Annotated in this window: 16 protein-coding genes; 2 read left to right on the top strand and 14 right to left on the bottom strand. The window is 70.5% G+C overall.

The annotated features are described in order from the left end of the window. The first annotated feature begins 9 nt into the window (after positions 1–9). Positions 10–1,200, top strand: coding sequence for a mechanosensitive ion channel family protein (locus ACZ6ZQ_RS12175; protein ID WP_469768437.1), 1,191 nt, complete (start codon positions 10–12; stop codon positions 1,198–1,200). Between the two features lie 81 nt (positions 1,201–1,281). On the opposite strand, the gene ACZ6ZQ_RS12170 is transcribed toward ACZ6ZQ_RS12175, so the two are convergent. From ACZ6ZQ_RS12170 to ACZ6ZQ_RS12145, 6 genes are all read right to left on the bottom strand, one after another. Then, positions 1,282–2,028 (bottom strand): SDR family NAD(P)-dependent oxidoreductase, encoded by a 747-nt coding sequence (locus ACZ6ZQ_RS12170; protein ID WP_469768436.1) that lies wholly within the window; start codon positions 2,026–2,028, stop codon positions 1,282–1,284. Positions 2,029–2,184: 156 nt separating this feature from the next. Continuing rightward, positions 2,185–3,771 carry a Na+/H+ antiporter gene (locus ACZ6ZQ_RS12165; RefSeq protein ID WP_469768435.1) on the bottom strand — a complete coding sequence of 529 codons (1,587 nt, stop codon included), beginning with the start codon at positions 3,769–3,771 and terminating at the stop codon, positions 2,185–2,187. A 528-nt stretch (positions 3,772–4,299) separates the two neighbouring features. Continuing rightward, the gene (locus ACZ6ZQ_RS12160; RefSeq protein WP_469768434.1) at positions 4,300–4,770 is read right to left on the bottom strand and encodes a GNAT family N-acetyltransferase; all 471 of its coding nucleotides are present in this window, start codon (positions 4,768–4,770) and stop codon (positions 4,300–4,302) included. Beyond that, positions 4,767–5,708 (bottom strand): RluA family pseudouridine synthase, encoded by a 942-nt coding sequence (locus ACZ6ZQ_RS12155; protein WP_453665646.1) that lies wholly within the window; start codon positions 5,706–5,708, stop codon positions 4,767–4,769. The genes ACZ6ZQ_RS12160 and ACZ6ZQ_RS12155 overlap by 4 nt, the downstream gene beginning before the upstream one ends. A 43-nt stretch (positions 5,709–5,751) precedes the next feature. Beyond that, positions 5,752–6,315: a signal peptidase II gene (lspA, locus tag ACZ6ZQ_RS12150; RefSeq protein ID WP_469768433.1), complete on the bottom strand. Its 564-nt coding sequence runs from the start codon at positions 6,313–6,315 to the stop codon at positions 5,752–5,754. Between the two features lie 216 nt (positions 6,316–6,531). Beyond that, positions 6,532–7,521 (bottom strand): TraR/DksA family transcriptional regulator, encoded by a 990-nt coding sequence (locus ACZ6ZQ_RS12145; protein WP_469768432.1) that lies wholly within the window; start codon positions 7,519–7,521, stop codon positions 6,532–6,534. 544 nt (positions 7,522–8,065) lie between these two features. Between ACZ6ZQ_RS12145 and ileS the strand changes: the two genes are divergently transcribed. After that, positions 8,066–11,236: an isoleucine--tRNA ligase gene (gene ileS, locus ACZ6ZQ_RS12140; RefSeq protein ID WP_469768431.1), complete on the top strand. Its 3,171-nt coding sequence runs from the start codon at positions 8,066–8,068 to the stop codon at positions 11,234–11,236. A gap of 701 nt (positions 11,237–11,937) precedes the next feature. On the opposite strand, the gene ACZ6ZQ_RS12135 is transcribed toward ileS, so the two are convergent. The 8 genes from ACZ6ZQ_RS12135 to murG form a co-directional block, all read right to left on the bottom strand. Further along, on the bottom strand, positions 11,938–13,026 hold the full coding sequence (locus ACZ6ZQ_RS12135) for a DivIVA domain-containing protein (protein ID WP_469768430.1): 1,089 nt from the start codon (positions 13,024–13,026) through the stop codon (positions 11,938–11,940). A 49-nt stretch (positions 13,027–13,075) separates the two neighbouring features. Beyond that, positions 13,076–13,372, bottom strand: a complete 297-nt coding sequence (locus ACZ6ZQ_RS12130; protein ID WP_469768429.1) for a YggT family protein — start codon at positions 13,370–13,372, stop codon at positions 13,076–13,078. Between the two features lie 66 nt (positions 13,373–13,438). Further along, positions 13,439–14,062, bottom strand: a complete 624-nt coding sequence (locus ACZ6ZQ_RS12125; protein WP_469768428.1) for a cell division protein SepF — start codon at positions 14,060–14,062, stop codon at positions 13,439–13,441. 134 nt (positions 14,063–14,196) lie between these two features. Then, complete coding sequence (locus ACZ6ZQ_RS12120; RefSeq protein ID WP_469768427.1) at positions 14,197–14,916, bottom strand: YggS family pyridoxal phosphate-dependent enzyme; 720 nt, start codon at positions 14,914–14,916, stop codon at positions 14,197–14,199. Beyond that, positions 14,913–15,638, bottom strand: a complete 726-nt coding sequence (pgeF, locus tag ACZ6ZQ_RS12115; RefSeq protein ID WP_469768426.1) for a peptidoglycan editing factor PgeF — start codon at positions 15,636–15,638, stop codon at positions 14,913–14,915. The genes ACZ6ZQ_RS12120 and pgeF overlap by 4 nt, the downstream gene beginning before the upstream one ends. A gap of 17 nt (positions 15,639–15,655) precedes the next feature. Continuing rightward, positions 15,656–16,858 (bottom strand): cell division protein FtsZ, encoded by a 1,203-nt coding sequence (ftsZ, locus tag ACZ6ZQ_RS12110; RefSeq protein ID WP_469768425.1) that lies wholly within the window; start codon positions 16,856–16,858, stop codon positions 15,656–15,658. A 279-nt stretch (positions 16,859–17,137) separates the two neighbouring features. Continuing rightward, positions 17,138–17,935, bottom strand: coding sequence for a cell division protein FtsQ/DivIB (locus tag ACZ6ZQ_RS12105; RefSeq protein WP_469768424.1), 798 nt, complete (start codon positions 17,933–17,935; stop codon positions 17,138–17,140). 15 nt (positions 17,936–17,950) lie between these two features. Continuing rightward, positions 17,951–19,045 (bottom strand): undecaprenyldiphospho-muramoylpentapeptide beta-N-acetylglucosaminyltransferase, encoded by a 1,095-nt coding sequence (gene murG, locus ACZ6ZQ_RS12100; RefSeq protein WP_469768423.1) that lies wholly within the window; start codon positions 19,043–19,045, stop codon positions 17,951–17,953.

Genomic DNA, 19,045 nt, shown 5'->3' with positions numbered 1-19,045 from the left:
TTCCAGGACATGGAGAACGTGCTGCGCCCGTTGATCGTTGTCGGCGGCTCGGTCGTGCTCACTCTTGTGGTGGGATGGCTGGTCGATCTGCTGCTCCGCCGGGCCGACGCCCGGCACACCGAGACCCCCTTGTGGGGCCTGCTCCGCCGCTGCCGCGTTCCGCTCCAGGCGGTGCTCGGTACGGCGCTGCTCAGAGGGACGTTCCCGCAGACGGGGATCGGGGTCGTCGAGGAGCACGCGGCGGGCATCGGGCGAATGCTGACGCTGGTGCTCATCGGCACATCGGCCTGGCTGGTGGTGCGGATCGCGACGGCCGTCGTCCAGTCCTCCTACAGCCGCTATGCCGCCTCGACCCGCGATCCGGCCCGGGTGCGCCGGGTCCGTACGCAGGTCACGCTGATCCAGCGGGTCGTGACCGCGGTGGTGGGGGTGGTGGCGGTCGCGGCGATGCTGCTGACCTTCCCCGCGATGCGGACGGTCGGCGCGTCCATGCTCGCTTCGGCCGGTGTCCTCGGCATCGTCGCCGGTATCGCTGCCCAGTCGACACTCGGCAATCTCTTCGCCGGGCTGCAGATCGCGTTCGGCGACATGGTGCGGATCGGCGACACGGTCGTCGTGGACGGCGAGTGGGGGACGGTCGAGGAGATCACGCTCACCTTCCTCGCCGTACGCACCTGGGACGAGCGGCGGATCACGATGCCGGTCTCGTACTTCACCGGCAAGCCGTTCGAGAACTGGTCGCGCGGCGGGGCCCAGATGACCGGCACGGTCTTCTTCCATCTGGACCACTCCGCGCCCGTGCCCGAAATGCGCGAGCGGCTCCACGACGTCCTGCGCGAGTGCCCGGCGTGGGACGGCCGCGACTGGTCGCTCGCGGTCACGGACACCACGGCGAGCACGATGGTGGTACGGGCTGTGGTCACCGCGAAGGACGCGGACGACCTCTGGACGGTGCGGTGCGCGGTGCGGGAGCAGTTGATCGCCTGGCTCTGCGACCACCAGCCGCACGCGCTGCCCCGCATTGCAACCTCGCAGGCGCCGGCGCCGCCCGGCGAGCGCCCGGAACCGGAGGAGGGTCCGTCCCGGAACGGCCGTGGCCAGGGCCGGGAGGGGACGGCTAGTGCCGCGACCGGCAATGTTTGCCCGTCAGAGAGCGTCGTCCAGTGCGTGCCTTCGCAAGGCGGCCGGAAGTCCTTGTAGCGGAGCTACCAGGGCTTTCGGCCAACGCAGCGAGGGTGCGTGCCGGGCGGCGCGACAGGGCAAAGCTCGCCGGGAGGGGCACTAGTGACCGCGCTCCGCGCCGCCGTTGACCTGGATGACCTGGGCGGTGATGTGACCGGCGGCCGGTGAGGCGAGCCAGCGCAGGGTCTGGGCGACGTCGCCGGGGTGTCCTGCGCGGCCGGTGGAGGTCTCCGCGATGAGTCTCTCGCGGCGCTCCTCGGGGAGTTCGCCCCCGAAGAACCCGGTCTCCTCGACGAACCCGGGTGCCACCAGGTTCACGGTGATGCCGCGCGGCCCCAGTTGGCGCGCGAGGTCGTACGCGTACGGGTGCAGCGCGGCCTTGGAAGCCGCGTAGGCGCCCGAGCCGGAGCCGCGGTAGGCGGCGATCGAGCTGAGGAACAGGACACGGCCGCCGGGCGTCGCCAAATGGTCCTTGAGGGCCTCGGTGAGCAGTGCGGCCGTGAGGACGTTGAGCCGGAAGTTCACGGTCCAGTCGTGGGCGATCGCCTTCAGCGGGTCCTCGAACTCGGGCCGCTCCTCCAACGTTCCGTTGCCGCCCGCGCTGTGCACCAGGACGTCGACCGTGCCGTACTCACGCTCGGCGAACTCCGCGGCGCGCCTGGCGCCTTGGGGCTCGCTGAGATCGGCGGCGCAGTAGCGGGCACCGGGGATCCGCGCGGCCGCCCGCGCGAGCACCTCCTCGCGCCGTCCGAGCAGCACCACCTGCTCCCCGTCCGCGGCGAACGCCTCCGCCGCCGCGAACCCGATCCCGGTACCTCCGCCACTGATCACCACGGTGCGCGCCATACCTTGATCCTACGACCGGCACCGCGCTGCGCCGGGCTTCGATCGGCACACCGTCGGCCGCGTTCGTACGACGCCGGCCGGCGAGCGCGTGCCGCGCGGCGCCGGCCGGTGTCGTACGGGACGTGCCGGCCGGCCGGTGTCGTACGGGACGCGGCGTCAGCGGAGGCTGCGGACATCCAGGTGGTGCAGAACGCGGTCCACCACCTCCGGGTCGGCGCCCGGCTCGCTGCGGGCGGCGAGGACCTCGTGGCGGGCGGCCGACATCATCTCGCGCTGGATGCGCTGGATCGTGCGCAACCGGTCCACCCGCTGCGCGAACCACTCACGGCGCTCCTCGTCGACGAAGTCGGGGCTGATCCGCGCCCCAATGTCGTACGCCGCGCGGTGCAGCCGCTCGGCGATGTCCTCCGGGAGCTCCTCGACCTCCTCGATCTCCTTCAGCCGGTGCTTCGCCGCTTTGGCCGCGCGCACGGCGAGCTGCCGCTCCAGCGCCTGCTCGGCGTCCGTGTCGGCCCGTACGCCGAGCCGCTTGACCAGCCATGGGAGGGTGAGCCCCTGGGCGACCAGGGTGGTCGTGATCACCGCGAAGGCGATGAAGATGATCTCGTCGCGCGCGGGGAAGGGCGCCCCGTCGCCGGTTCTGAGCGGAATGGCCAGGGCGAGGGCGACCGAAGCCACGCCCCGCATGCCCGACCACCACATGACCACGGTCTCGCGCCAGCCGACCGGGATCTCCTCGTCGTAGTCCCTGAGTTTGTGGAGCCGCTTCGCGAGCCAGGTGGCGGGCATCAGATACAGGAACCGTACGACCACGACGACGCCGACGACCGCCGCGCCCCATGCCGTCATCTCGGCCCACCGCCCTGCGGCCGTGCCGAAGACATGCTGGAGTTCGAGACCGATGAGACCGAAGGCGACGCCGGTCACAAGGGTGTCCACGATGTGCCAGAACGTGTTCCCCGCGAGCCGCCCCATCACGTCGTCCGCGTCGACGGCGTTCTCGGCGAGATAGAGCGCGGTGGTCAGGACGGCGAGCACACCGGACCCCAGCAGCTCCTCCGCGAGCACATAGCTCACGTACGGCACGAGCAGGGTGAGCCCGATCTGCAGGGTCGAGTCGCCGAGCAGCCCCATGAGCCGGTTGGAGAGCCAGCCGAGCACCAGGCCCACCACCAGGGCGACCACCGCGGAGAGCACCAGCTCCCCCGCCGCCCGGGGCCAGGAGAACGTCCCGCTGACGACCGCCGCGATCGCCACGTGGTAGAGCACGATCGCGGTGACGTCGTTGAAAAGTCCTTCGCCCTCCAGGATCGACACCAGCCTGCGGGGCAGCCCGAGCGATCCGGCGACGGCCGTCGCGGCGACGGGGTCGGGCGGGGCGACGAGCGCGCCGAGGGCGACCGCCGCGGCGAGCGGCAGCCCGGGCACGACGGCGTTCGCCACGGCCGCCACCGTCACCGTGGTGACGAACACCAGGGCGACCGCGAGCAGCAGGATGGGCCGGATGTTCGCGGCGAACTGCCGCCAGGAGGTGCGCTGCACGGCGGCGTACAGCAGGGGCGGCAGCAGCAGGGGAAGAATGTACTCAGGCGGTACGCCGACATCCGGCACGAACGGCAACAGCGCGAGCACCACACCGGCGATCGTCATGAGCACCGGCGCCGGCAGCCCCAGCCGCTCCCCGAGCGGTACCGTGACCACGGCCCCCAGCAACAGCACGAACAGCAGGGCCAATTGGTCCACGGCGCACCTTCAGAGGGTCGAATCACCGACGATCAGCCCTGCAAGCCTGCCACGCATTCCCCGCTGACCAGCCCAATCCCCTTCTGGTTTCAGCGGTCGAATGCAGGATTCCGAACGGGCATCGGATGTCTCTGGTGTCAGAGACCTTCCGCTGCCGCTGAGGCGGATGCGTCTGCCGGGGCGCGAGACGGGCGCGCCGGGCCGCATCGCCGTCCAGTCGCGGCGCGCGCCACGACGGTGATCACGCCACGGGGTGCCCGTACGGGCAGCGGCCCGCGTGATGTTCCCTCGCTGGGGGCGTGGACGGGGTGGGGGCGGGCCGGCGGCGTGGTGACCGGCCTCCGCCCCTTCCCGAACCGGGGGCAAGCCCACCGGACCCCGTGCGGCCTTCGGCCGTGTCCTCAAGGGCAGGGCGGGCCCTCCAGCGCCGGACGGGCATGAGACTGCGGGGCGGAGCCCGGGAAAGCGCAGGCTAGTGCCGCGACCGGCAATGTTTGCGCGACAGGGCAAAGCTTGCCGGGAGGGGCACTAGAGCGCGCGCCGCATCGCCCGGTGCGGAATGCCCGCGTCCGGGAATTCCGGGCCGTACGCCTCGTACCCGAGCCGCTCGTAGAAGCCCAGCGCATGCGTCTGCGCATGCAGATCCACCGCGGCGAGCCCACGCCCCCGCGCCGCGTCCTCGATCGCGCGGACCAGGGCCACGCCGACACCGAGGCCGCGGGCGGCCTTGGTCACCGCGAGCCGGCCGAGGGAGCCGACCGACGCGTCGCCGCCGGTCTTGCCCGCCGCGGCCGGGCCGTGCAGCAGCCGGCCCGTGCCCAGCGGACCGTCGGGCCCGACCGCGAGGACGTGGATCGTGTCCGCATCCGCCGCGTCGTACGCGTCGTACTCGATCTCCTGGGGCACCCGCTGCTCGACGACGAAGACCTCCTTGCGCACCGCGAAGCACGCCTCCAGGTCCGCCGGGCCCACCGCTTCCCGTACGACGAAGCCGCTCACGCGCTCTCCGCCGCGATCCTGTCGAGCGCCGCCTGAAGGTCGTCGGGGTACTGGCTCTCGAACTCGACCCACCGGCCGTCCGACGGGTGCTCGAAACCGAGCCGCACCGCGTGCAGCCACTGCCGGGTCAGACCGAGCCGCCGGGCCATCGTCGGGTCGGCGCCGTAGGTCAGATCGCCCACGCACGGGTGGCGGTGGGCGGCCATGTGCACCCGGATCTGGTGCGTACGGCCCGTCTCCAGCTTGATGTCCAGCAGCGAGGCCGCCCGGAACGCCTCCATCAGGTCGTAGTGGGTGACGGACGCCTTGCCCTCGGCGGTCACGGCCCACTTGTAGTCGTGCTGGGGGTGGCGGCCGATGGGCGCGTCGATCGTGCCGCTCAGCGGGTCCGGGTGGCCCTGCACCAGCGCGTGGTAGCGCTTGTCGACCGTACGGTCCCGGAACTGCTGCTTCAGCAGGGTGTACGCCCGCTCCGACTTGGCGACCACCATCAGCCCGGAGGTGCCGACGTCCAGCCGGTGCACGATGCCCTGGCGCTCGGCGGCGCCCGACGTCGAGATCCGGTACCCGGCCGCCGCGAGCCCGCCGATCACGGTCGTGCCGGTCCAGCCGGGGCTCGGGTGGGCGGCCACGCCGACGGGCTTCACGATCACGACGATGTCGTCGTCGTCGTGCACGATCTCCATGCCTTCGACCGGCTCGGCCACGATCTGCACCGGCGCCGGCGCCTGCGGCATCTCGACCTCGAGCCAGGAGCCCCCGCTGACCCGCTCGGACTTTCCCACCACCGAGCCGTCGACCTGGACCTTGCCCGCGGCAGCGAGCTCGGCCGCCTTGGTGCGGGAAAACCCGAACATGCGGGAGATGGCGGCGTCGACGCGCTCGCCCTCCAGGCCGTCGGGTACGGGCAGGGTGCGGATGTCGGGAAGGGTACTCACCCGTCGAGTATGCCTTGTCCGGCCGCGAGTCCGGTCCCGGCGGTCAGTCCTTGTGGACGGTCCCGTCGGGGTCCAGGCCCCTGAAGGACAGGATCACGATGAGGAAGCCGCCGCACACGATCGCCGAGTCGGCCAGGTTGAAGACGGCGAAGTGCGCGGGCGCGATGAAGTCGACCACCGCACCCTCGAAGACGCCGGGCGAACGGAAGATCCGGTCGGTGAGATTGCCGAGCGCGCCGCCGAGCAGCAGGCCGAGCGCGATGGCCCACGGCAGGCTGTAGAGCTTGCGGGCGAGCCGCGCGATCACCACGATCACGGCCGTCGCGATGATCGTGAAGATGATGGTGAAGGCCTCGCCGAAACCGAAGGCGGCTCCGGGGTTACGGATCGCGTCGAACTTCAGCAGATCGCCGACGACCTTGATCGGCTCATGGTGCTCCAGCTTCGCCACCACGATCATCTTGCTGCCGAGGTCCAGCAGATAGGCCATGACGGCCACCGCGAACAGCGCGAAGATGCGGCGCCTGCCCTTGGGCTGCTCGGCAGAAGCCGCAGCCTCGTCGTCGTCAACATCCGGCGTACCGATGATGCGCTCCGCCTCTGCCACGTGAGTCCCTCAAACTAGGTGCCTGACTGATCACGAGGGTACGGCACACACATGCGGACTCCGATGCGAGTACGGCACCGAGTCCGATCCGTGTAGGAACCACGGAATGGCGCCGTACGGACCTCGGGCCGGGGCTCCGGCCCGGGGGCTCCGGCCCGGGGCACGCAGTGGCGCGCGGACCAGGGTGCGGCCCCGTCGACGGACCCGTGTGCGGATTCAGCCGCGCCGCTCCTGCTTCTGCTTGTCCTCCACGCACAGGGTCGCCCGCGGGAACGCCTGCATCCGCGCCTTTCCGATCGGCTTTCCGCAGATCTCGCAGAGGCCGTACGTCCAGGTGTCCAGGCGGTGCAGCGCCCGCTCGGTCTGTTCGAGCATCTCTCGGGCGTTGGCGGCGAGCGCCATCTCGTGCTCGCGCGTGATGTTCTTGGTGCCGGTGTCGGCCTGGTCGTCGCCCGCGCCGTCCCCGGAGTCCCGCATCAGCCCGGTCAGCGACTCCTCGGAGTGGCTGATCTCGGCCTGCAGACGGGCCATCTCGCTCTCCAGCTCGGCGCGCGCCTCGGCGACCTCTTCCGGGGTCCAGGGGTCCTCGCCCGGCCGTACCGCGAGCTCTCCCGGTGCGGCGGTGCCACGGGCCGGGGGCACCGCCGACGCGGCGTCCCTCGTGGCCGTACTGGTCCGGCCCGCGCTCTTCTTGGCTGCCACCGTCCTGGCTCCCGTCTGCTCCGCGGCCTCGGCCGCCTCCTTGGCCGCCGTGGCGGCCTTCCTGGCGCCTGCCTTCGCAGCCGCCTTCCTGCCCGGTGCCTTCGCGGCCGTCGCTGTGGAGGACGCCGTCGAGCGCCCCGCCGCCTCCTTCCCGGCTGCGGTCCTCCTCGCGGCTGCGGTCTTCTTCGCGGCAGCGGTCTTCCTGGCCGTGGTGCTCTTCTTCGCCTCCGTGGCCTTGGCGGCCGTGGTCTTCTTCGCGACTGCGGTCGTGGCCGAGGCCGTGCTTCCGCCCGTGGTCTTCTCCGTGGCCTTCCTGGCGGGCGCGGCGGTCTTCACCTCGCTCCCGTCGCGCACGTCCGTGACGGATGCGTCGGCCTTGGTCACCCTCCTCGTGGTCTTCGCGACGGCGCTCTTCTTGCCGTTCGCGTCCTTGGCCGCCGCCCCCGCAGCGGCGGTGGACCTCGCTGACGCCGTCTTCTTCACGGCGGTCTTCTTCGCCACCATGGCCGCGGCCCCTTCACATATTGTGATCTTGCTCGCGAATCGTGCTGGGACGATAAATCGACACCAGCCGCGCGGCAACGGGGCACGCCGCCTGTCCGGCCCGCCCCGCGCCTCACCCAACGCGAGCCTGCATCCGTTGTGCCCAGCTCCCCGCCGCGTAATCCGCCACACGGGCGGCGCCCGAGCCCGCCGGGCCCCGTATGGCCATTCGGGTCACCCCGGAAATGCGGTCGGCCCCGCCGCGCCGGGGCCCGTACACTGGGCTGAGCGAAAGGCGTGGATGGGGACGAGTAGCGTCGTACGCAGCCATGAGCGACCCGGGGACGGTGCGAGCCCGGGGGCGAGCGCGATGTGAACGATCACCCCGGAGCCGCCGGAAGAAATCCCAGGGCCGACCTGAGGCGAGTAGAACCGGCATCGCGACCCCAATGAGGGGGCCCGGGACATACGTGTCCGGGGCCAAGGAGGGTGGTACCGCGGGAGCGCAGCACATGGCTCTCGTCCCTCCGACGGAAGAGAAACAGTCCGTTGGAGGAGCTCGTACATGACGCCGCCGCAGTACCGCCAGGTACCCGCCCAGGTCGACCTGCCCGCGCTGGAGCACGCCGTGCTCGATTTCTGGCGCGAGAGCAAGGTCTTCGCGAAGAGCCTCGATCAGTCCGAGGGCCGCCCCGAGTGGGTCTTCTACGAGGGTCCGCCCACCGCGAACGGCATGCCCGGTGCCCACCACATCGAGGCTCGTGTCTTCAAGGACGTCTTCCCGCGTTTCCGCACCATGCGGGGCTACCACGTGGCCCGCAAGGCCGGCTGGGACTGCCACGGCCTGCCGGTCGAGCTCGCCGTCGAGAAGGAGCTCGGCTTCAACGGCAAGAAGGACATCGAGGCGTACGGCATCGCGGAATTCAACGCCAAGTGCCGTGAGTCCGTGACCCGCCACACCGACGCCTTCGCCGAGCTGACGACCCGGATGGGCTACTGGGTCGACCTCGACGACGCGTACCGCACGATGGACCCCGACTACATCGAATCGGTCTGGTGGTCGCTGAAGGAGATCTTCAAGAAGGGCCTGCTGGTCCAGGACCACCGGGTCGCCCCCTGGTGCCCCCGCTGCGGCACGGGGCTCTCCGACCACGAGCTGGCGCAGGGCTACGAGACGGTCGTCGACCCGTCCGTCTTCGTCCGTTTCCCGCTGACCTCCGGCCCCCTCGCGGGCGAGGCCGCGCTTCTCGTCTGGACGACGACCCCCTGGACGCTGGTCTCGAACACCGCGGTGGCGGCGCACCCCGAGGTCACGTACGTCGTGGCGACGAACGGCGAGGAAAAGCTCGTCGTCGCCCAGCCGCTGCTGGAGAAGGCTCTCGGCGTGGGGGCACCTCCCGGGCCGCAGGGCCCAGGGGGAGGCTGGGAGACCACCGGGCAGACGTTCACGGGCGCCGAGATGGAGCGCTGGACGTACGACCGTCCCTTCCAGCTCGTGCCCTTCGACCAGCCGGCCCACTTCGTCGTCAACGCCGACTACGTCACGACCGAGGACGGTACGGGTCTGGTCCACCAGTCCCCCGCCTTCGGTGAGGACGACCTCAAGGTCTGCCGTGCGTACGGACTGCCGGTCGTGAACCCGGTCCGTCCCGACGGCACCTTCGAGGAGGACGTGCCGCTGGTCGGCGGTGTCTTCTTCAAGAAGGCGGACGAGGCCCTCACCAAGGACCTGGACGACCGCGGGCTGCTCTTCAAGCACATCCCGTACGAGCACAGCTACCCGCACTGCTGGCGCTGCCACACGGCACTGCTCTACTACGCGCAGCCGTCCTGGTACATCCGTACGACCGCGATCAAGGACCGGCTCCTCGAGGAGAACGAGGGGACGAACTGGTTCCCGGAGTCGGTCAAGCACGGACGGTACGGCGACTGGCTGAACAACAACATCGACTGGGCGCTCTCGCGCAACCGGTACTGGGGCACGCCGCTGCCGATCTGGCGCTGCGAGGAGAACCACCTGACGTGCGTCGGCTCGCGCGCCGAGCTGAGCGAGCTGACCGGCGAGGACCAGTCCGCCCTGGATCCGCACCGCCCGTTCATCGACGACGTCACCTTCGCCTGCCCGGAGTGCCCGGGTACGGCGACGCGCGTGCCGGAGGTGATCGACGCCTGGTACGACTCGGGCTCGATGCCGTTCGCGCAGTACGGCTACCCGTACAAGAACAAGGAACTGTTCGAGAGCCGCTACCCTGCGCAGTTCATCTCCGAGGCGATCGACCAGACCCGCGGCTGGTTCTACACGCTGATGGCGGTCGGCACGCTGGTCTTCGACAAGTCCTCGTACGAGAACGTGGTCTGCCTGGGCCACATCCTCGCCGAGGACGGCCGCAAGATGTCCAAGCACCTGGGCAACATCCTGCAGCCGATCCCGCTGATGGATCAGCACGGCGCGGACGCGGTGCGCTGGTTCATGGCGGCCGGCGGCTCACCGTGGGCGGCGCGCCGCGTCGGCCACGGCACGATCCAGGAGGTCGTGCGCAAGACGCTGCTGACCTACTGGAACACGGTGGCGTTCCAGGCGCTGTACGCGCGCACGTCGGGCTGGGCGCCCTCGGCCGCCGACCCGGCGCCGGCGGAGCGGCCGCTGCTCGACCGCTGGCTGCTGAGCGAGCTGCACGCGCTGGTGGACCAGGTCACGCAGGCCATGGAGTCGTACGACACCCAGCGCGCCGGAAAGCTGATGTCGTCGTTCGTGGACGATCTGTCGAACTGGTACGTGCGCCGCTCGCGGCGCCGCTTCTGGCAGGGCGACAAGGCGGCCCTGCGCACGCTGCACGAGGTCGTGGAGACGGTCACCCGGCTGCTGGCGCCGCTGACCCCGTTCATCACGGAGCGGGTCTGGCAGGACCTGGTGGTGCCGGTGACGCCGGACGCACCCGAGTCCGTCCACCTGTCCAGCTGGCCCGAGGCGGACCTGTCGGCGATCGACCCGACGCTGTCGCAGCAGATGGCGCTGGTCCGGCGGCTGGTGGAGCTGGGCCGTGCGACGCGTGCGGAGTCGGGTGTGAAGACCCGCCAGCCGCTGTCCCGTGCGCTGGTGGCGGCCTCCGGCTTCGAGGCGCTCTCCCCCGAGCTGCACGCCCAGATCACGGAGGAGCTGAATGTCTCCTCCCTCGCCTCGCTGTCCGATGTCGGCGGCTCGCTGGTCGACACGACGGCCAAGGCGAACTTCCGGGCCCTGGGCAAGCGCTTCGGCAAGGGCGTCCAGGACGTGGCCAAGGCGGTCGCGGCGGCGGACGCGGCGGCGCTGTCGCTGGCGCTGCGGTCCGGGGAGGCCACGATCTCGGTGAACGGTGAGGAGGTGACCCTCTCCCCGGAGGAGGTCATCATCACGGAGACCCCTCGCGAGGGCTGGTCGGTCGCCTCCGACCAGGGCGCGACGGTCGCCCTCGACCTGGAGATCACTCCGGAGCTGCGCCGCGCGGGCCTCGCCCGTGACGCGATCCGCCTCATCCAGGAGGCCCGCAAGAACAGCGGACTGGACGTGGCGGACCGTATCGCGCTCCGCTGGTCCTCCACGGACGCGGAGGTCACGTCGGCGCTGACGGACCACTCCTCGCTGATCGCGGACGAGGTCCTGGCGACCGACTTCGCGGCGGGTGAGGCCGACGCCACCTACGGCTCTGCCTTCACGGACGAGGGACTGTCCCTGACCTTCCGGCTCCGAAAGGCCTAGGCCGTGTTTGAGAACTAGCGCCGTCCGCCCGTAGGGCGGGGCGCGCGGCGTCTGGTGCGTGCAATCGCAAGGCGGAGGATCATCCTCGTACTGGACGTACTTGGATGACTCCGACAACGCAGCGAGTGTGCGTGCCAGGCGTCGCGGGCCAGGCGGGAGTTCTCAAACACGGCCTAGTGCCCCTCCCGGCAAGCTTTGCCCTGTCGCGGCACTAGGTCCTGTCCGGGCGATCTTCGAGGAACAGGCCGCGGCGTCGGATGCATGGGGTCTCCCCAGGCCCGGAGGGCCGAGGGGACACATCGCAAGGCGGAGGGGGCACCTCCCAGCGGTAGCTGGGGGAGATCGCCCTCGTACTGGGCGTACTCGGGCGACTCCGACAACGCAGCGAGGTGCCGCAGCCGGCGCCGCGGGCCGGACAAGATCGCCCGGACAGGGCCTGGCTTCGCCCCCAGGGCCCCGGCCGACCATGTCGTCGGCCGGGGCCCTGCTTGTGCCGGGGAACCCCGCACCCCCGGCCCGTCCGGTGCTCGGGACGGAGCACCGGCCGCGCCCACAGCACCGGGCACACCGGGAAACGCGCCCCGGCCGCAGGCGCACGCACACGGAGGCGCACGCACAACAGGGCCGGGCCCGGGACATGTGTCCCGGGCCCGGCCCTGAGCCTGCCGACGGCTACGCGCCCATCGCGCGACAGCCCGCCGTCAGTTGTCGTCCTCGTCGATGAGGAAACCGCGCATCGGCGACGGCGCCTGCTGCATCGGCTGCGGACTCTGCGGCCGCACCGGTGCCATCGGCTGGGTCATCGCCGGCGACATCTGCTGCTGGCCGCCGTACGACGGAGCGCCACCCATCTGCGGGTTGCCGCCCATCGTCTGGTTGCCGCCGAAGGTCGGGGCACCCGCGCCGGCCGGAGCCATCGAGGGGGACGGCGGCAGCGACGGGGCCGCCGGGGTCCGCGGCGGAGCCAGGGAGTCGTCCGCCTGGGTCTCCAGCTGACGCAGCTGGCTCTCCAGGTACGACTTCAGCCGCGTGCGGTACTCGCGCTCGAAGCCGCGCAGGTCCTCGACCTTGCGCTCCAGCGTGGCGCGGGCCGACTCCAGCGAGCCCATCGCGACGCGGTGCTTCTCCTGCGCGTCCCGCTCCAGCGCGTCCGCCTTGGCGCGGGCGTCGCGCTCCAGGCCCTCGGCGCGCGAACGCGCCTCACCGACGATCTTGTTGGCCTCGGAACGGGCCTCGGCGATGGCCTGGTCGGCCGTCTGCTGGGCCAGCGAGAGCACACGCGCGGCGCTGTCGCCGCCCGGGCCCTGACCGGGGCCGCCCATCGGACCGCCCATGGGGCCGCCCATCGGGCCACCCATGGGACCGCCCTGCATCGGACCGCCCTGCATGGGGCCGCCCTGCATGGGGCCGCCCTGCATCGGGCCCTGCGGACCATGACCACCGGGGCCGGCGGGCAGCTGCGGAGCACCACCGGGCAGCTGGGGCGGACCCATCTGCGGGGGCTGCTGCTGGACCGGCGGTCCGGATATGGCGGCGGGCACCGGCGCCCCGGGACCACGGCCGTCCTGCGGCTCCGGCGGCTTGCGCATGCCCTGCTGCTGCTGGTTCTGCGCGGCGGCACGGGTCGCAGCGGCCAGCTTGGCACGCAGGTCCTCGTTCTCGCGGAGCAGGCGCGTCAGTTCGGCTTCGACCTCGTCGAGGAAGGCATCGACTTCGTCCTCGTCATAGCCTTCTCGGAGGCGGACGGTCGTGAACTGCTTGTTCCGCACGTCCTCGGGGGTCAGCGGCATCTCTTCTTCACCTCTACGTAGTCGTCGGCAGTCGGCAAGACCGTATCGTTCACACCTGGCTCGCAAAGTTGTTCACGATGGAGATCAGGATGTAGACGATGATCATCAGAACGAAGAAGGACAGGTCGAGTGCCACGCCCCCGAGACGCAACGGCGGGATGACCCGCCGCAGAAGCTTGAGCGGTGGATCGGTGACAGTGTAGGTGGCCTCCAGGACGACCACCATCGCCTTGCCAGGTTGCCACGAGCGGGCGAACTGGAAGACATAGTCCATGACCAGCCGGAAAATGAGCACGACAAGGAAACACGTCAGCGCGATGTAGATCACATCCAGTGCGACACCCATCCCGCGTGTCCCTCTCCCCTGGCTCTCGTTCCGGCCTCGCGGCCGGGTCGTTCCTCGGTCGTTTTCTCAGCTCTGGTTGAAGAACCCGCCCTCTGCGATGCGGGCCTTGTCCTCCGCCGTGACATCGACGTTAGCAGGCGACAACAGGAACACCTTCTGCGTCACCCGCTCAATGCTGCCATGCAGACCGAAGACGAGTCCCGCGGCAAAGTCGACAAGTCGCTTCGCGTCGGTATCGTCCATCTCCGTGAGATTCATGATCACCGGGGTGCCCTCACGGAAGTGTTCCCCGATGGTACGGGCCTCGTTATAGGTCCGCGGGTGCAGTGTGGTGATGCGGTAGGGCTCCCGCTCGGACACGACCTTGGGCATGATCACTGGTGCGTTCTTCTCCAGGTTCGGTCGCTCAGGTGTGATGGATGCCACGGGGGCGATTCGTGCCGGACGTCCGGATTCCGCGGGCAGCGAAGCGGAATGGACGACCGGCTCACGCGGCGCGGGCGGCTGGACCACACGCGCCGGCTCTTCCCGTTCCACCTGATGCGAGGGCTGGTGCCGCCGGCGGTCCCGCTCGGGCTCCGGCTCCATCTCGGGTTCGAAGTCGTCGTCGGGGTCGAATCCCCGGCCGTCGTACCCATCGTCCTCCACGAGGCCGAGGTAGACCGCCATCTTGCGCATCGCGCCGGCCATTCTCTGAGTCCTCCGCTCTGTGGTGGATCGGCTTCGTTCGGCTACGTCACCAAGTGCCCGCGATCCACTCGGTCTGTCCGTCTTTCGACGGAAATGACCATATTTTCTGCTGTGGTCCGACTTGCTTCGCGACGTTACCCGAGCCGGGGTCGGACTCCGAGTACCGCCGTACCGACGCGCACATGTGTCGCTCCGGCCGCTACAGCCTCTTCGAGGTCCGCACTCATCCCTGCTGACACCATGTTCGCAGCAGGACGGTCCGCGCGCAGGCGGGATGAGAATTCCATCAGCCGCTCGAACGCCGCCTGTTGGCGCCCCGCGTACGGCCCCGCGAGTGGCGCGACGGTCATCAGTCCGTCAAGTCGCAGCCCCGGCGAGTCGCCCACCGCGGCGGCCAACTCCTCGATGCCGTCGGGCGCGATGCCGCCCCTGGCGCCCTGCTGCCCCGACTCGGCGTCAAGCGCGACCTGGATCAGGCACCCCAACTCGCGCCCGGCGCGCACCGCAGCCGCGGACAGTGCGCGGACGAGCCTGAGCCGGTCGACCGACTGCACGACATCGGCATAACTCGCAACAGAACGGACTTTGTTCGTCTGGAGCTGACCGACGAAGTGCCAGTTGAGATCGAGGTCGGAGCAGGCAGCGGCCTTCGGAGCCGCCTCCTGGTCCTTGTTCTCGGCGACATGGCGCACACCGAGCTCGTGCAGGAGCCGTACGTCGCTCGCGGGGTAGGTCTTGGTGACCACGATCAGGGTCACTTCCCCGCGCTTGCGCCCGGCCGCGGCGCAGGCGGCGGCGATACGTTCCTCCACGCGCGCGAGATTCTCGGCGAGTTCGGTCTTGCGGTCGGTCATGCTGCGTTCTCTTCTGCCCGGATCCAGACATATCCTGCGAGCCGCCCCGTGGTGCGGTCGCGCCGGTACGAGTAGTGGTCCGCCGATTCCAGTGTGCAGTGCGGGGATGCCTTCAGGTCCCGTACGCCGAGCGCTTCGAGCTGGGCGTGCACTCCGGCGGTGACGTCGACGGCCGGGGTGCCCCAGCTGGTCTCGGCCCAGGCCGCCGGTTCCACCGCGGCGACCTCGGCACGCATCGCCTCCGGGACTTCGTAGCAGCGTCCGCAGACGGCCGGTCCCGTGCGGGCGGTGATGCGGGCCGGTTCGGCACCGAGCGCGATCATGGCCTCGACCGCGGCCGGTACGACTCCGGCGACCATTCCGGGGCGTCCGGCGTGGGCCGCGCCCACCACTCCCGCGACCGGATCGGCCAGCAGTACCGGGGTGCAGTCCGCGGTGAGCACCGCGAGCGGCAGTCCGCGCCGGGCGGTCACCACCGCGTCCACCGCCGGGACCGGAGTTTCCCCCCAGGGTCCGTCGACAACGGCGACATCGCGCCCGTGCACCTGGTTCATCCAGACGACGAGGCCCGGGTCGAGCCCGAGGGACTTGGCGGCCAGCTCCCGGTTCGCGACGACGGCGGCGGGGTCGTCACCGACCGCGCCGCCGAGGTTGAGCTCCTCGTACGGAGCGGCGCTCACTCCGCCCCACCTGTCGGTGAAGGCGAAGTGCGCGCCGCTCACGCTGTCATGCTCCCGTATCACTTCAGGAAGTCCGGAACATCCAGCTCTTCGGCCTGGCTGTCGTACGGCCGGGCCGGCGGTACCTGCGCGGACGTGCTCTGCGACAGCGAGGGCTCGTTCGCCACCGGGGCCGGCTCGGCCGCGGCGGGCTCCTCACGCGGCGGCACCGTGCCGAGGCCGCCGATGGAGCGCGGCTCGGGGCGGGCCGGGGAGGCGGGCTCCTCGCGCTTTGCGGACGCGGAGCCGATCACGGTGTCCCGGCGGGCCGGGGGCTGGCCCCCGTCGAAGCCGGCCGCGATGACCGTGACCCGTACCTCGTCGCCCAGCGCGTCGTCGATGACGGCGCCGAAGATGATGTTGGCCTCGGGGTGGGCGGCCTCGCTGACCAGCTGGGCGGCCTCGTTGATCTCGAAGAGACCGAGGTCCGAGCCGCCGGAGATGGAGAGCAGGACGCCGCGGGCGCCGTCGATGGACGCCTCCAGCAGCGGCGAGGAGATGGCCATCTCCGCCGCGGCCACCGCGCGGTCGTCGCCGCGGGCCGAGCCGATACCCATGAGCGCCGAGCCGGCCTCGGACATCACGGACTTCACGTCGGCGAAGTCGAGGTTGATGAGGCCCGGGGTGGTGATGAGGTCGGTGATGCCCTGGACACCGGAGAGCAGCACCTGGTCCGCGGACTTGAACGCGTCGAGCACGCTGACCTGGCGGTCCGAGATGGAGAGCAGCCGGTCGTTCGGGATGACGATGAGGGTGTCGACCTCTTCGCGGAGCTCGGCGATGCCGTCCTCCGCCTGGTTGGCGCGGCGGCGGCCCTCGAAGGTGAAGGGCCGGGTGACCACGCCGATGGTCAGCGCGCCGAGCGAGCGCGCGATGTTGGCGACGACGGGCGCGCCGCCGGTGCCGGTGCCGCCACCTTCGCCGGCGGTGACGAAGACCATGTCGGCCCCCTTGAGGACCTCCTCGATCTCCTCTCGGTGGTCCTCTGCCGCCTTGCGACCGACTGCCGGGTTGGCTCCGGCCCCGAGGCCGCGGGTGAGTTCGCGGCCGACGTCGAGCTTGACGTCGGCGTCGCTCATCAACAGGGCTTGCGCGTCAGTGTTGATCGCGATGAACTCGACGCCCTTGAGACCGACCTCGATCATTCGGTTGATGGCATTGACACCACCGCCGCCGACACCGATGACCTTGATGACTGCGAGGTAGTTCTGCGGTGCTGCCACGTCGAAGGCCTCTCGCCTCGAGTTACGTGTCGTCGCTTCGCGGTGGTGGCCGCGCCGCGACGACGGATGCCGATGGGACGGTCCGAAACGCCGACCCAAACCCTAACGTTGAAGTTTAGGGTTACCAGTGTCTCTGATTCCTGGACTCTCTCGAACGAGACACTAAGTCGACAAGTGGCGCGCGTTCAACGAACACGCCGAACCTCCCGTTTTTCTTTTCACCCTATGTGATCAGCCGTTGCGCTGACCAACCAGGGCTCTGGCCTGCGCATTTGTGCGTCAACTCGCCGACATGGCAGGGGCGGTGGGGGCACTCACATCGAAGTACCCCGCACGGGGAGCGGCTTTCATCACGGCAGTGAGCGTTCGCGCCTTCGCCTCGCCGTCCTCGCTGCTGCCCCACATCACGGTGCGGTCGCCGGTCAACTTCAGCGTGATGGCGTCGTACGACCGGACCTCGACGCCCTGGAGCTCCTTCGCGGCCCGCGCGGGGAGTTCCGAGACGACGCGAACCGCCTCCACCAGCAGCCGCTGCTCGCCGAAGCGGCGCAGACTCGGCGACTGATTCGTCGTCAATTTCACCAGGGGAACACCTTTGGGTGCTTTGTCCACCGTAGCAAAACGGACACCTTTCGCGTCCACTTCGATGAAGTTTGAGCCCTTTTCAACGAGGAGCACCGGCTTTCGTTCCGTCACGTTCAGAACGATTCCGTGCGGCCATGAACGGGCCACGTCGACCGAGTCGATACGGGGCAGTTCGTCGCGCAGTCGGCTCTCGATCCGGTCCGTATCGACGGAAATCAGCGGCGCCCCGATCGGCGCGGCAGCCGCCTCCTCGACCTCACGGGGCGTCAGAACCTGCGTACCGGACACTCTGACCCGCTCGACGCGGAGCCACGAGGAGCCGTAGAGCAGCCAGACTCCGCCCGCGGTGAGCACCAGGGCGGCAAGGACGAACAGCAGGAACCGACGGGCGGGCAGCCTGCGGCGGGGTGCGGAACCTCCGCGAGCCTGGCCGGCCGACGACGGGCCCTTCGGCTTCCGGGTGCCGCGGTCGGCGGTCGTCGGTCCGGCCATGCTCCCTGCCTTTCCCTACGCCTGCCGGCGTGCGGCAATCGCCTCGTACACCATTCCGACAAGCAGATCGTCTGCGTCCCGGCGCCCGAACTCGGCGGCGGCGCGGGACATCTCGTACAGCCGGTGCGGGTCGGCGAGCACGGGGAGCACCTGTCCCTGAACCCACTCGGGGGTCAGCTCGGCGTCGTCGACCAGCAGTCCGCCACCGGCCTTCACCACCGGCTGGGCGTTGAGCCGCTGTTCGCCGTTGCCGATCGGCAGCGGTACGTACGCGGCGGGCAGCCCGACGGCGGAGAGTTCGGCGACGGTCATGGCGCCCGCGCGGCAGAGCATCATGTCGGCCGCGGCGTACGCGAGATCCATCCGGTCCACGTACGGTACCGGGATGTAGGGCGGCATTCCGGGCATGTTGTCCACACGCGGCAGTTCGTTCTTCGGGCCGACCGCGTGCAGGATCTGGATGCCGGAGCGCTGCAGCAGCGGGGCGACCTGCTGGACGACCTCGTTGAGGCGGCGGGCACCCTGGGAGCCGCCGGAGACCAGCAGCGTCGGCAGATTGGGGTCGAGACCGAACGCGGCGCGCGCCTCCGGCCTGACCCGGGCCCGGTCGAGGGTGGCGATGGAGCGGCGCAGCGGGATGCCGATGTAGCGGGCGCCGCGCAACTTGCTGTCGGGCGTCGAGACCGCGACGGCCGCGGCGTACCGCGAGCCGATCTTGTTGGCCAGGCCGGGGCGGGCATTGGCCTCGTGGATGATGATCGGCACGCCGAGGCGCTTGGCGGCGAGATAGCCGGGCAGCGCGACATAGCCGCCGAAGCCCACGACGGCGTCCGCCTTCGTGCGCTCCAGGATCTGCTCGGCGGCCTTGATCGTGCCGCGCAGCCGCCCGGGGACGGTGATCAGCTCAGGTGTGGGCTTGCGCGGCAGCGGTACGGCGGGGATGAGCGCCAGCTCGTAGCCCCGCTCGGGCACGAGCCTGGTCTCGAGCCCACGCTCCGTGCCGAGGGCCGTGATGCCCACGGTCGGATCCTGCCTGCGCAGGGCGTCCGCGAGGGCGAGCGCGGGCTCGATGTGGCCGGCGGTCCCCCCACCGGCGAGTACGACATGCAC

This window comes from Streptomyces sp. NPDC053673, assembly GCF_055585225.1.
Note: the sequence above shows the minus strand (reverse complement) of the source record. Positions and strands in the feature narration are given on the sequence as shown.

Excerpts from the sequence above, each read along its gene's own strand:
- ACZ6ZQ_RS12175 (WP_469768437.1), top strand. The coding sequence starts at position 10 with ATGGAGAACGTGCTGCGCCCGTTGATCGTTGTCGGCGGCTCGGTCGTG.
- ACZ6ZQ_RS12170 (WP_469768436.1), bottom strand. The coding sequence starts at position 2,028 with ATGGCGCGCACCGTGGTGATCAGTGGCGGAGGTACCGGGATCGGGTTC.
- ACZ6ZQ_RS12145 (WP_469768432.1), bottom strand. The coding sequence starts at position 7,521 with ATGGTGGCGAAGAAGACCGCCGTGAAGAAGACGGCGTCAGCGAGGTCC.
- ileS (WP_469768431.1), top strand. The coding sequence starts at position 8,066 with ATGACGCCGCCGCAGTACCGCCAGGTACCCGCCCAGGTCGACCTGCCC.
- ACZ6ZQ_RS12135 (WP_469768430.1), bottom strand. The coding sequence starts at position 13,026 with ATGCCGCTGACCCCCGAGGACGTGCGGAACAAGCAGTTCACGACCGTC.
- ACZ6ZQ_RS12130 (WP_469768429.1), bottom strand. The coding sequence starts at position 13,372 with ATGGGTGTCGCACTGGATGTGATCTACATCGCGCTGACGTGTTTCCTT.
- ACZ6ZQ_RS12125 (WP_469768428.1), bottom strand. The coding sequence starts at position 14,062 with ATGGCCGGCGCGATGCGCAAGATGGCGGTCTACCTCGGCCTCGTGGAG.
- ACZ6ZQ_RS12120 (WP_469768427.1), bottom strand. The coding sequence starts at position 14,916 with ATGACCGACCGCAAGACCGAACTCGCCGAGAATCTCGCGCGCGTGGAG.
- ACZ6ZQ_RS12105 (WP_469768424.1), bottom strand. The coding sequence starts at position 17,935 with ATGGCCGGACCGACGACCGCCGACCGCGGCACCCGGAAGCCGAAGGGC.